Origin of the sequence: Streptomyces litmocidini, from assembly GCF_014649755.1 — a bacterium.
Lineage (GTDB): Bacteria > Actinomycetota > Actinomycetes > Streptomycetales > Streptomycetaceae > Streptomyces > Streptomyces litmocidini.
Genome location: NZ_BMTQ01000005.1, coordinates 325,617 through 338,202, shown reverse-complemented (window position 1 = coordinate 338,202; position 12,586 = coordinate 325,617). Strand labels below are relative to the sequence as shown.

10 protein-coding genes are annotated in these 12,586 nt (G+C 72.1%); 9 read left to right on the top strand and 1 reads right to left on the bottom strand.

Going from position 1 to position 12,586, the window contains the following annotated elements:
* Positions 1 to 62 precede the first annotated feature (62 nt).
* The gene (locus IE180_RS13755; protein WP_190157136.1) at positions 63 to 602 is read right to left on the bottom strand and encodes a beta-class carbonic anhydrase; all 540 of its coding nucleotides are present in this window, start codon (positions 600 to 602) and stop codon (positions 63 to 65) included.
* A 326-nt stretch (positions 603 to 928) separates the two neighbouring features.
* Here IE180_RS13755 and rsmH point away from each other — a divergent pair, with 326 nt between their 5' ends.
* The 9 genes from rsmH to murG are packed head-to-tail and all read left to right on the top strand — an operon-like array spanning position 929 to position 12,586.
* Positions 929 to 1,885, top strand: a complete 957-nt coding sequence (gene rsmH, locus IE180_RS13750; RefSeq protein WP_190157135.1) for a 16S rRNA (cytosine(1402)-N(4))-methyltransferase RsmH — start codon at positions 929 to 931, stop codon at positions 1,883 to 1,885.
* Positions 1,882 to 2,502 (top strand): cell division protein FtsL, encoded by a 621-nt coding sequence (gene ftsL, locus IE180_RS36410; RefSeq protein WP_229860466.1) that lies wholly within the window; start codon positions 1,882 to 1,884, stop codon positions 2,500 to 2,502. The genes rsmH and ftsL overlap by 4 nt, the downstream gene beginning before the upstream one ends.
* Positions 2,503 to 2,508: 6 nt before the next feature.
* The gene (locus IE180_RS13740) at positions 2,509 to 4,494 is read left to right on the top strand and encodes a peptidoglycan D,D-transpeptidase FtsI family protein (protein WP_190157134.1); all 1,986 of its coding nucleotides are present in this window, start codon (positions 2,509 to 2,511) and stop codon (positions 4,492 to 4,494) included.
* Between the two features lie 16 nt (positions 4,495 to 4,510).
* The gene (locus IE180_RS13735; protein ID WP_190157133.1) at positions 4,511 to 6,184 is read left to right on the top strand and encodes a UDP-N-acetylmuramoyl-L-alanyl-D-glutamate--2,6-diaminopimelate ligase; all 1,674 of its coding nucleotides are present in this window, start codon (positions 4,511 to 4,513) and stop codon (positions 6,182 to 6,184) included.
* Positions 6,185 to 6,188: 4 nt separating this feature from the next.
* A complete protein-coding gene (locus IE180_RS13730) occupies positions 6,189 to 7,613 on the top strand; it encodes a UDP-N-acetylmuramoyl-tripeptide--D-alanyl-D-alanine ligase (protein WP_190157132.1) in 1,425 nt (474 codons plus the stop codon).
* Positions 7,610 to 8,680, top strand: coding sequence for a phospho-N-acetylmuramoyl-pentapeptide-transferase (mraY, locus tag IE180_RS13725; protein ID WP_030693454.1), 1,071 nt, complete (start codon positions 7,610 to 7,612; stop codon positions 8,678 to 8,680). Before IE180_RS13730 ends, mraY begins: the two co-directional genes overlap by 4 nt.
* Positions 8,662 to 10,101 carry a UDP-N-acetylmuramoyl-L-alanine--D-glutamate ligase gene (murD, locus tag IE180_RS13720; RefSeq protein WP_190157131.1) on the top strand — a complete coding sequence of 480 codons (1,440 nt, stop codon included), beginning with the start codon at positions 8,662 to 8,664 and terminating at the stop codon, positions 10,099 to 10,101. The genes mraY and murD overlap by 19 nt, the downstream gene beginning before the upstream one ends.
* A 55-nt stretch (positions 10,102 to 10,156) precedes the next feature.
* Positions 10,157 to 11,494, top strand: coding sequence for a putative lipid II flippase FtsW (ftsW, locus tag IE180_RS13715; RefSeq protein WP_190157130.1), 1,338 nt, complete (start codon positions 10,157 to 10,159; stop codon positions 11,492 to 11,494).
* 6 nt (positions 11,495 to 11,500) lie between these two features.
* Positions 11,501 to 12,586 carry an undecaprenyldiphospho-muramoylpentapeptide beta-N-acetylglucosaminyltransferase gene (gene murG, locus IE180_RS13710; RefSeq protein ID WP_123451410.1) on the top strand — a complete coding sequence of 362 codons (1,086 nt, stop codon included), beginning with the start codon at positions 11,501 to 11,503 and terminating at the stop codon, positions 12,584 to 12,586.

The window sequence follows — 12,586 nt, the reverse complement described above, 5'->3', positions numbered from 1 at the left end:
CGCGGCGGGGCCGTGTCACTTGGCTGCGGGCAAGTGGGAGGGAAATGCCGGGGTTTGACTGGTTACGCCGGGTCGATCTCGCGCAGCAGGCCGGTCGTGACGTCGAAGACGAAGCCGCGGACGTCGTCGGAGTGCAGCAGGAAGGGGGAGGTCCGCACCCGCTGCATCGACTGCCGGACGTCCTGGTCGACGTCACGGAAGGCCTCGACGGCCCAGGCCGGGCGCTGGCCGACCTCGTCCTCCAGCTCGTGCCGGAAGTCCTCGGTGAGCGACTCGAGACCGCAGTTCGTGTGGTGCACCAGCATCACGCTGCGGGTGCCGAGGGCGCGCTGGCTGATGGTGAGCGACCGGATCACGTCGTCGGTGACCACGCCGCCCGCGTTGCGGATGGTGTGGCAGTCGCCGAGTTCGAGGCCGAGGGCCGCGTGCAGGTCGAGACGGGCGTCCATGCAGGCGACGACGGCGACGCGCAGCACGGGCCGCGCGTCCATTCCCGGGTCGGTGAAGTCGGAGGCGTAGCGGGCGTTGGCCTCGACGAGGCGGTCGGTGACCGTGGGGGCGGCGGGTATGACGTCGGCGGAGGGGTGCGCGGAGGTCGACATGGTTCCGACGTTAATGGTCACGGGCTTTCCGGGCCTGCTGTGAGAGGGGACAAAGAACCTCAATGGGTGTTGTTGTGACCCACGTCACAGACGTGGCGGCTCCGCCCCCGAACGGGTGAGCCGTCCGGAACGTCCGGACCGGCCGCCGGTGCCGGGCGACGCGCCAGTCGGTTGATTGACCGGCGGGTCCCGTGGACTAAAGTGACGCGGAGTTCACGGAGACAACGAGCGATTTCCCGCGGTTTCTCCCCCCGTGTGTGCGGCGGTACCTCCGGCTCGGCCTCCGCCCGCGGTACGTGCCTCCGCGCCGGACCTGAGAGGGCGCATTGAGCAACGACCGACACGTCCCGGTGATGCTCCAGCGGTGCCTGGACATGTTGGCCCCCGCACTGCAGCGCCCCGGCGCGGTCGTCGTCGACTGCACCCTGGGCCTCGGCGGCCACAGCGAGGCCCTGCTGGAGCGGTTCCCCGAGGCGCGGCTCGTCGCCCTCGACCGCGACAAGGAGGCCCTGCGGCTCTCCGGCGAGCGACTCGCCCGGTACGGGGACCGGGCCACCCTCGTCCACGCCGTGTACGACGAGCTGCCCGAGGTCCTCGACCGGCTCGGCATCCCGAAGGTGGACGGCGTCCTCTTCGACCTGGGCGTCTCCTCCATGCAGCTGGACGAGGCCGACCGCGGCTTCGCCTACGCCCAGGACGCCCCGCTCGACATGCGCATGGACCAGACGGCCGGCATCAGCGCGGCCGAGGTCCTCAACACCTACCCGGCGGGCGAGCTGGTCCGGATCCTGCGCGCGTACGGCGAGGAGAAGCAGGCCAAGCGGATCGTCTCCGCGATCGTGCGCGAGCGCGAGAAGGAGCCCTTCACCCACAGCGCCCGGCTCGTCGAGCTCATCCGCGACGCCCTGCCGCAGGCCGCCAAGCGCACCGGCGGCAACCCGGCCAAGCGGACCTTCCAGGCCCTGCGCATCGAGGTCAACCACGAGCTCGAAAGCGTCGAGAAGGCCATCCCGGCGGCCGTGAAGGCCCTCGCCGTCGGCGGCCGGGTCGTCGTCCTCTCGTACCAGTCCCTGGAGGACCGGATCGTCAAGGGCGTCTTCGCGGCCGGCGCGGCGACCACCGCCCCGCCCGGACTGCCGGTCGTCCCCGAGAAGTACCAGCCCCGGCTGAAGCTGCTCACCCGGGGCGCCGAGCTGCCCACGGAGGAGGAGGTCGCCGAGAACCGGCGCGCCGCCCCCGCCCGGCTCCGGGGCGTCGAGCGCATCCGGGAAGACGTCCAGTGAGCACGGCGAAGGGGCCCCTCAAAGGGCGGGCCGCGCAGCTCGGCCGGCTCATGCCGTCGGGGCCCAGCTCGGCCGCCCGCACCCCCTTCGTCCTGCTCGTCGTCGTCCTGCTCGGCGGCGGGCTGATCACCCTGCTCCTGCTGAACTCGGCCCTCAACCAGGGCTCCTTCAAGCTGAACGAGCTCAAGGACAAGACCACCGAGCTCACCGACGAGGAGCAGGCCCTCCAGCGGGACGTCGACGACTACGCGGCCCCCGACGCCCTGGAGCGGCGGGCCCGCAAGCTCGGCATGGTCCCCGGCGGCAGCCCCGCCTTCCTCGGTCCGGACGGCAGGGTCCTGGGCGAACCCTCGGTCGCGGTCGCCCCCAAGCCGACCCCGAAGCCGTCGGCCGGCACCGGTGCCCCGGGGACCCCGTCCGCCACCCGGACCGACGCCTCGACGGCCCTCCGCACGTTCGGCGGCCCGGCGGACACCGGCACGGGTCCCACCGGCGCTTTCCCCGCCGACGGGAGCCCCGCCGGCCCGGGGCCGGACGCCCAGGACCGCCGGGCGGGGACGGGCCCGGTACCCGCGCCCCCAGTGACCGTACCCGCACCGACACAGACCGGCAGGTGACCGCGAGTGCCTCCCAAGGAGCCCCCGGGCCGCCGCGTCCCGGGCCCCGCCCGGCCCGCACGCCCCCGGCCCGCCTCCGCCGGGGCCCGGACGCCCGGAGCCCGCCCGTCCCGCCCCGCCCCGCGCCCGGCCGCGAAGCGGCGGCCCGCCGCCCGGCAGCCCCGCACCATCCGGCTGGGCAGCCCCCGGCCCCGGCTGCGCCTGATCTCCCTCGGCCTGACCCTCGTCATGCTGGTCTTCGTCGTGCGGCTGCTCCAGGTCCAGGCCGTCGACGCCGGCGCGTACGCCGCCAAGGCCGACAAGTACCGTTTCCAGGAGTACACGCTCTCCGCCGAGCGGGGCGAGATCACCGACCGCAACGGCATCGCGCTCGCCGCCAGCGTCGACGCGTACGACATCACCGCCGACCCCAAGCTCTTCACCCGCGAGGAGTCGAAGACCGCCGACGCCCCCGAGCAGGCCGCCGCCCTCCTCGCCCCCATCCTCGGCAAGGAGCCGGCCGAGCTCGCGAAGAAGCTCCGCACCCCCAAGTCCCGCTACACCCTGCTCGCCCGCAAGCAGACCCCCCAGGTCTGGAACCAGATCAAGGACCTGAAGCGGGTCTACGGGCAGAAGGCCCAGGCCGTCGGCGGGAACGGGATCAACCTCCTCGGCGGCATCCTCAGCGAGCCCAGCACCAAGCGCGTGTACCCGAACGGCGAGCTCGCCGCCGGGATACTGGGGTACGTCAACGCCGAGGGCCGCGGCGCCGGCGGCCTGGAGTCCATGCTCGACCCCGAACTCGCCGGCCGGGACGGGAAGATCCGCTTCACCGCCTCCGGCGGCCGGCAGGTCCCCACCGCCGGCTCCCAGGGCACCCCCGCCGTCCCCGGCTCCGACATCGAGCTCACCATCGACCGGGACATCCAGTGGGCCGCCCAGCAGGCCATCAGCGACCAGGTCCGCAGGTCGAAGGCCGACCGCGGCTACGTCATCGTCCAGGACACCCGCACCGGCGAGGTCCTCGCCATGGCCAACGCCCCCGGCTTCGACCCCAACGACCTCTCCGCCGCCAACGCCGCCGCCATGGGCAACGCCGCCCTCCAGGACGCCTACGAGCCCGGCTCCACCAGCAAGATCATGTCCATGGCCGCCGTCCTGGAGGAGGGCAAGGCCGCCCCCGACACCCACGTCACCGTCCCCAACCGGCTCCACCGCGGCGACCGGCTCTTCAAGGACGACGTCGACCACAAGACCTGGTACCTGACGCTCAACGGAGTCCTCGCCCGGTCCAGCAACATCGGCACCATCCTCGCCACCGGCCGGCTCGGCGCCACCCAGGCCGAGTCCAACCGGATCCTCCACTCCTACCTGCGCAAGTTCGGCATCGGCAGCCCCACCGGCCTCCACTACCCGGGGGAGACCCCCGGCATCCTCGCCAAACCGCAGGACTGGTCCACCTCGCAGCAGTACACGATCCCCTTCGGCCAGGGCCTCTCCGTCAGCGCCATGCAGGCCGCCTCCGTCTACTCGACCATCGCCAACGGAGGCGTACGGATCGAACCGACCCTCGTCCGCGGCACCAAGGGCCCCGACGGGCGCTTCACCGCGGCCCCCGCGCCCAAGGAGTCCCGGGTCGTCAGCGAGAAGACGGCCAAGTCCCTCGCGCAGATGCTGGAGTCCGTCGTCGACGACGAGGACGGCACCGGCAACAAGGCCGCGATCCCCGGCTACCGCGTCGCGGGCAAGACCGGCACCGCCAACCGCGTCGACCCCGAACTCGGCCGCTACAAGGGCTACACCGCCTCCTTCGCCGGCTTCGCCCCCGCCGACCAGCCCCGCGTCACCGTCTACTGCGCCATCCAGAACCCCACCAAGGGCAACTACTTCGGCGGCCAGATCTGCGGACCCATCTACAAGAAGGTCATGGAGTTCGCCCTCAAGACCCTCCACGTAGCACCGACGGGCAGCGCACCCGCCCGACTGCCGGTCGACTTCGAACCCACCCCGTGACACTCCGGGAGCACCAGTGACAACCATCACCCCCCATTCCGGGAACCGGAAATCGAACTCCGGCGAGGCCCCGGGCTCTTTTGGCCCCGCACAGGGTGCGCCCGGTACGCTCACCGCCGTGCCACACGCTGATCAGTACCGAAACACCCCACCCCGGCCGGAGCAGGTCCGCCCGACACCCCTGGGCGACCTGGCCGCACGGCTCGGGGTCGACGCCCCGCGGGCCGCCGAGATCTCGGGCATCACGCACGACTCGCGGGCCGTGCGCCCCGGGGACGTGTACGCGGCCCTGCCCGGCGCCCGCACGCACGGAGCGGACTTCGTCGCCCAGGCCGCCGAACTCGGCGCCGCCGCGATCCTCACCGACCCGGCGGGCGCCGAGCGCGCCGCCACGACCGGCCTCCCGGTCCTCGTCGTGGAGAACCCGCGGGGCCGGATGGGCGAACTCGCGGCCGCGATCTACGGGAGTCCCGGCGAGGACCTCCTCCAGATCGGCATCACCGGCACCTCCGGCAAGACCACCACCGCCTACCTGGTGGAGGGCGGCCTGCGCGGCTCCGGACGGAGGACCGGTCTCGTCGGCACCGTCGAGATGCGGATCGGCGACGAGCGCATCAAGTCCGAGCGCACCACGCCCGAGGCCACCGACCTCCAGGCGCTCTTCGCCGTCATGCGCGAGCGGGGCGTCGAGGCCGTCGCCATGGAGGTCTCCAGCCACGCCCTGGTCCTCGGCCGGGTCGACGGCTGCGTCTTCGACGTCGCCGTCTTCAACAACCTCAGCCCGGAACACATGGAGTTCCACTCCGACATGGAGGACTACTTCCAGGCCAAGGCCGGGCTCTTCACGCCCGAGCGCAGCCGCCTGGGCGTGGTCAACCTCGACGACGCGTACGGCCGCAGGCTGGCTTCGGAGGCCACCGTCCCGGTCGTCACCTTCTCCGCCGAGGGCCGCGCCGAGGCCGACTGGCGGGCCGAGGACCTCGTCCTCGGCTCCCACGACTCGACCTTCACCGCCGTCGGGCCCGAGGGCGAGCGGATCTCCGCCACCGCCCCGCTGCCCGGCCCGTTCAACGTCGCCAACACCCTCGCCGCGATCGCCACCCTCGCCGCCGCCGGCCTGGACCCGAAGGCCGCGGCCGAGGGCGTCGCCGCCGTCCCCGGCGTCCCGGGCCGCCTGGAGCGGGTCGACGCCGGCCAGCCGTACCTCGCGGTCGTCGACTACGCGCACAAGACGGACGCCGTCGAATCGGTCCTCCGCTCCCTGCGCGAGGTCACCGAGGGCCGGCTGCACGTGGTCATCGGCTGCGGCGGCGACCGGGACACCACCAAACGCGGCCCGATGGGCGCCGCCGCCGCCCGGCTCGCCGACACCGCCGTCCTGACCTCCGACAACCCCCGCTCCGAGGACCCCCTGGCGATCCTCGGAGCCATGCTCGCCGGTGCCGTCGAGGTGCCGGAGCAGGAGCGCGGCCACGTCCTCGTCGAACCCGACAGGGCCGCCGCCATCGCCGCCGCCGTCGCCCGCGCACGGCCCGGCGACACCGTCCTGGTCGCCGGCAAGGGCCACGAGCAGGGCCAGGAGACCGCCGGGGTCGTCCGCCCCTTCGACGACCGCGAGGTCCTGCGCGCGGCGATTCTCAGCCAGCAGAGCCAGCAGGACGCACACCGTCACGAGAACAGTCAGGGATGAAGCAGTGATCGCCCTCTCCCTCGCCGAGATCGCCGAAATCGTCGGCGGGCAGGCGCACGACATACCGGATCCGGCCACCCGGATCACCGGGCCCGTCGTCATCGACTCCCGCGAGGTGCGGGCCGGCAGCCTCTTCGTGGCCTTCGCCGGCGAGCGCGTCGACGGCCACGACTACGCGGAGCGCGCCGTCGCGGCGGGAGCGGCGGCCGTGCTCGCCGCCCGGCCCGTCGGCGTCCCCGCCATCGTCGTCGACGACGTCCAGAACGCGTTGGGGGCCCTCGCCCGCGCGGTCGTGGAACGGCTCGGCACCGATGTCGTCGCCCTCACCGGCTCGGCCGGCAAGACCTCCACGAAGGACCTGATCGCCCAGGTCCTCGACCGGCACGCGCCCACCGTGTGGACGCCCGGGTCGCTCAACAACGAGATCGGCCTGCCGCTCACGGCGCTCCGCGCGAGCGACGAGACCCGGCACCTGGTCCTGGAGATGGGTGCCCGCGGAATCGGCCACATCCGCTACCTCACGGAACTCACCCCGCCCCGCATCGGCCTCGTCCTCAACGTGGGCACCGCCCACATCGGCGAGTTCGGCGGCCGGGAGCAGATCGCCCAGGCGAAGGGCGAGCTCGTCGAGTCCCTGCCGTCCGCAGAGGAGGGAGGGATCGCGGTCCTCAACGCCGACGATCCGCTCGTCCGGGCCATGGCGAGCCGCACCGAGGCCCGCGTGACCCTGTTCGGCGAAGCGGACGAAGCGGCCGTACGGGCCGAGAACGTCCACCTCACAGAGCTCGGACAGCCTTCTTTCAGGCTTCACACACCCACCGGGTGCAGCGACGTGACCTTGCGCCTGTACGGTGAGCACCACGTGTCGAACGCGCTCGCAGCGGCCGCCGTCGCGCACGAGCTGGGCATGCCCGTCGAAGAGATCGCCACCGCGCTCTCCGAGGCCGGCACCCTGTCGCGCTGGCGCATGGAGGTCACCGAGCGTCCGGACGGCGTGACGATCGTCAACGACGCCTACAACGCGAACCCCGAGTCCATGCGAGCCGCCCTGCGCGCGCTCGCGGCCATGGGCAGGGCCGCACAGGCCCGAGGGGCTCGTACGTGGGCGGTGCTCGGCAAGATGGCCGAGCTCGGTGACGCATCGCTCGTCGAGCACGACGCGGTCGGACGGCTCGCCGTCCGGCTCAACGTCAGCAAGCTCGTCGCGGTCGGGGGCAGGGAAGCGTCCTGGCTGCAACTGGGCGCATATAACGAGGGTTCGTGGGGTGAGGAGTCGGTGCACGTGTCCGACGCGCAGGCGGCTGTCGACCTGTTGCGCAGTGAGCTGCGCCCGGGGGACGTCGTCCTTGTGAAGGCTTCCAGGTCGGTCGGTCTCGAACAGGTCGCGCTGGCGCTCCTCGACACCGAGGGCGAGGTCACCGGCCGATGAGGCAGATCCTCTTCGCGGGGGCCATCGGGCTCTTCCTGACCCTGATCGGCACGCCGCTGCTGATCAAGCTCCTTGCCCGCAAGGGGTACGGGCAGTTCATCCGGGACGACGGCCCGCGCGGTCACGCCGGGAAGAAGGGCACGCCCACCATGGGCGGCATCTCCTTCATCCTGGCCACGCTCATCGCGTACGCGCTGGCCAAGGTCATCACCGGTGAGGACCCGACGTACTCGGGCGTCCTGGTGCTGTTCCTCATGGCCGGCATGGGCCTGGTGGGCTTCCTCGACGACTACATCAAGATCGTCAAGCAGCGGTCGCTGGGTCTGCGGGCCAAGGCGAAGATGGCCGGGCAGCTGATCGTCGGCATCGCCTTCGCCGTGCTCGCGCTGCAGTTCGCGGACCTGCGCGGGCTCACCCCCGCCTCCACGAAGCTCTCCTTCATCGCGGACTTCGGCTGGGCCATCGGCCCGGTGCTCTTCGTGGTCTGGGCGCTCTTCATGATCCTGGCCATGTCCAACGGCGTGAACCTGACGGACGGTCTGGACGGTCTGGCCACCGGCGCCTCGGTGATGGTCTTCGGCGCGTACACCTTCATCGGGCTCTGGCAGTTCCAGGAGTCCTGCGCCAACGCCATCACGCTGACCAACCCCAACGCCTGCTTCGAGGTCCGCGACCCGCTCGACCTCGCGGTCGTCGCCTCCGCGCTGATGGGAGCCTGTTTCGGCTTCCTCTGGTGGAACACCTCGCCCGCCAAGATCTTCATGGGCGACACCGGCTCGCTCGCCCTCGGCGGCGCCCTCGCCGGTCTCGCCATCTGCTCCCGTACGGAGCTCCTGCTGGCCCTGCTCGGCGGCCTGTTCGTGCTGATCACGATGTCCGTGGTCATCCAGGTCGGCTCGTTCAAGATGACCGGCAAGCGCGTCTTCCGGATGGCACCCCTCCAGCACCACTTCGAACTCAAGGGGTGGTCCGAGGTCCTGGTCGTCGTCCGGTTCTGGATCATCCAGGGCATGTGCGTGATCGTGGGCCTGGGCCTCTTCTACGCGGGATGGGCATCGGAAAAGTGACAGAACAGCTCGACTGGAACGGCAAGAAGGTCACCGTCGCGGGACTCGGCGTCTCCGGCATCCCGGCCGCCCGCGTCCTGCACGCCCGCGGCGCGCTCGTGACCGTCGTCAACGACGGCGACGACGAGCGCTCCCGGGCCCAGGCCGCGGAGCTGGAGGCGGAGGGCATCACCGTCCACCTCGGCGACGGGGCCACCCTGCCGGCCGGCACCGAGCTGATCGTCACCACTCCCGGCTGGCAGCCCGACAAGCCCCTCTTCGCGGCCGCCGCCGAGGCGGGCGTGGAGGTCTGGGGCGACGTCGAGCTCGCCTGGCGCCTGCGCGGCCCCGGAGCGGCTCCCTGGCTCGCGGTCACCGGCACCAACGGCAAGACCACGACCGTGCGGATGCTCGCCTCGATCCTGGAGGCGGCGGGCCTGCGGACCGCCGCCGTCGGCAACATCGGCGTCTCGCTCCTCGACGCGGTGCTCGGCGAGGAGGAGTACGACGTCCTCGCGGTCGAGCTCTCCAGTTACCAGCTCCACTGGGCGCCCTCCGTCCGCGCCCACTCGGCCGCCGTGCTCAACCTGGCGCCCGACCACCTCGACTGGCACGGCTCCATGGAGGCGTACGCCGCCGACAAGGGCCGGATCTACGAGGGCAACCAGGTCGCCTGCGTGTACAACGTCGCCGACAAGGTCACCGAGGACCTGGTGCGCGAGGCCGACGTCGAGGAGGGCTGCCGGGCCATCGGCTTCACCCTCGGCACTCCCGGCCCCTCCCAGCTCGGCGTCGTCGAGGGCATCCTCGTCGACCGCGCCTTCGTCGAGAACCGGCAGAAGAACGCCCAGGAGCTCGCCGAGGTCTCCGACGTCCAGCCGCCGGCCCCGCACAACATCGCCAACGCCCTCGCCGCGGCCGCCCTCGCGCGCGCCTTCGGCGTCGAGGCGAAGGCCGTACGGGACGGCCTGAAGGCCTTCCGCCCCGACCCGCACCGCATCGAACTGGTCGAGGAGGTCGAGGGAGTCACGTACGTCGACGACTCCAAGGCCACCAACACCCACGCCGCCGAAGCCTCGTTGGCCGCCTACGACCCGATCGTCTGGATCGCCGGCGGCCTCGCCAAGGGCGCGACCTTCGACGAGCTCGTCCAGCGGTCGGCGAAGCGCCTGCGCGGGGCCGTCCTGATCGGCGCCGACCGCGCCCTGATCCGCGAAGCCCTGGCGCGACACGCCCCGGAGGTCCCGGTGGTGGACCTCGACCGGACCGACACTGGGGCGATGTCCGAGGCGGTCCGCGAGGCGGCCCGGCTCGCCCGTCCGGGAGACACGGTCCTGCTCGCCCCGGCCTGCGCCTCGATGGACATGTTCACCAACTACAACAAGCGGGGCGAGGCCTTCGCGGACGCCGTCCGCGCCCTCGCCGCCACCGGGGACGCCTGACCCGACCAGTGGGAGGGTCCGGCCGGACCGGGCACGACCGGAGGGGACAGCGACCATGCCGAGCAAGATCGCCGGGACACGCCGCCCCTCCGCCGCACGCGGCGGAGGGCGGGCTCCCGCGACCCCGCGGCGAGCGCGCGGCGGCGTACGGGGGGCCTACGAGCGGCTCCGCAAGGCCTGGGACCGGCCCCTGACGGCGTACTACGTGATCATCGGCGCGGGGCTGCTCATCACCACGCTCGGCCTCGTGATGGTCTACTCCGCCTCGATGATCACGGCGCTCCGCTACGACCTGGTGCCCTCCTACTTCTTCCGGAAGCAGTTCTTCGCCGCGCTCCTCGGCACCGGACTGCTCCTGGTCGCCTCGCGGATGCCGGTCAAGCTGCACCGGGCGCTCGCCTACCCGATCCTGGCCGGCGCGGTCTTCCTGATGGTCCTCGTGCAGATCCCCGGGATAGGGCACGCGGTCAACGGCAACCAGAACTGGATCTCGCTCGGCGGCCCCTTCCAGCTCCAGCCCAGCGAGTTCGGCAAGCTGGGGCTGATCCTGTGGGGGGCCGACCTGCTCGCGCGCAAGCAGGACATGCGGCTGCTGACCCAGTGGAAGCACATGCTGGTGCCGCTGGTCCCCGGGGCCTTCATGCTGCTCGGACTGATCATGCTCGGCGGCGACATGGGCACCTCGATCATCCTCGCGGCCATCCTCTTCGGCCTGTTGTGGACGGCCGGAGCGCCCACCCGGCTCTTCGTCGGCGTGCTCACGGTGGCCGGTGCGATCGGCGTGCTGCTGATCAAGACGAGTTCGAACCGGATGAAGCGCTTCGACTGCATCGGCGCGACCGATCCCGGTGGCGAGGGAGCCCCCTGCCTGCAGGCCGCGCACGGAATCTATGCTCTGGCCTCGGGCGGTTGGTTCGGTTCCGGACTCGGTGCGAGCGTCGAGAAATGGGGCCAACTCCCCGAAGCGCACACCGACTTCATCTTCGCGGTCACCGGTGAGGAACTGGGTCTCGCGGGGACGCTGTCGGTACTCGCCCTGTTCGCGGCTCTAGGCTATGCGGGTATCCGCGTGGCCGGAGGCACGGAGGACCCCTTCGTGAGGTTCGCCGCGGGAGGTGTGACCACCTGGATCACGGCTCAGGCCGTGATCAACATCGGTGCGGTGCTCGGCCTGCTGCCGATCGCCGGTGTCCCGCTCCCGCTGTTCTCCTACGGAGGGTCGGCCCTGCTGCCGACCATGTTCGCCGTCGGGCTCCTCATCGCCTTCGCGCGACAGGAACCCGCCGCGAAAGCGGCCCTGGCCATGCGTCGCCCCGGCTGGGGCAAGCGGGCCGGGAAGAGATGGAAGTCGATGCGACGGCGCGTCAAGAAGCGCCCGTCCGGAGAGCGGTGAATTTCGGTGCATGTCGTACTCGCCGGCGGGGGGACCGCCGGCCACATCGAGCCCGCGCTGGCCCTCGCGGACGCCCTGCGCAGGCAGGACCCCAGCGTGGGGATCACGGCGCTCGGCACGGAGAAGGGTCTGGAGACCCGGCTCGTGCCCGAGCGGGGCTACGAGTTGGCGCTCATCCCCGCCGTGCCGCTGCCCCGCAAGCCCACGCCCGAGCTGATCACCGTCCCCGGGCGGCTGCGCGGCACGATCAAGGCGGCCGAGCAGGTCCTGGAGCGCACCAAGGCGGACTGCGTGGTCGGCTTCGGCGGCTACGTGGCCCTGCCCGGCTATCTGGCGGCCAAGCGCCTCGGGGTGCCCATCGTGGTCCACGAGGCCAACGCCCGGCCCGGCCTGGCCAACAAGATCGGTTCGCGGTACGCGGCCGGGGTCGCCGTCGCCACCCCGGACAGCAAGCTCCGCAACGCCCGCTACATCGGCATCCCGCTGCGGCACACCATCGCGACCCTCGACCGGGCGCGGATGCGGCCCGAGGCGCGCGCCGCCTTCGGCCTCGACCCGAACCTGCCGACGCTGCTCGTCTCCGGCGGCTCCCAGGGCGCCCGGCGGCTCAACGAGGTGATCCAGCAGATCGCCCCGGTGCTCCAGCGCTCCGGCATCCAGATCCTGCACGCGGTCGGCCCGAAGAACGAGATGCCGCGTGTCGACAACATGCCCGGTATGCCGCCGTACGTGCCGGTACCGTACGTGGACCGGATGGACCTCGCGTACGCCGCGGCCGACATGATGCTCTGCCGCGCGGGCGCGATGACCGTCGCCGAGCTCTCCGCCGTCGGGCTGCCCGCCGCCTACGTCCCGCTGCCCATCGGCAACGGCGAACAGCGGCTCAACGCCCAGCCGGTGGTCAAGGCGGGCGGTGGGCTCCTCGTCGACGACGCGGAGCTGACGCCGCAGTGGGTGCAGGGCAACGTCCTGCCCGTGCTGGCGGATCCGCACCGGTTGTACGAGATGTCCCGCGCCGCCGCCGAGTTCGGCCGCCGGGACGCCGACGACCTGCTCGTCGGCATGGTGTACGAGGCGATCGCCTCCCGCTAG

Excerpts from the sequence above, each read along its gene's own strand:
- mraY (WP_030693454.1), top strand. The coding sequence starts at position 7,610 with ATGAGGCAGATCCTCTTCGCGGGGGCCATCGGGCTCTTCCTGACCCTG.
- IE180_RS13755 (WP_190157136.1), bottom strand. The coding sequence starts at position 602 with ATGTCGACCTCCGCGCACCCCTCCGCCGACGTCATACCCGCCGCCCCC.
- ftsW (WP_190157130.1), top strand. The coding sequence starts at position 10,157 with ATGCCGAGCAAGATCGCCGGGACACGCCGCCCCTCCGCCGCACGCGGC.
- murD (WP_190157131.1), top strand. The coding sequence starts at position 8,662 with ATGGGCATCGGAAAAGTGACAGAACAGCTCGACTGGAACGGCAAGAAG.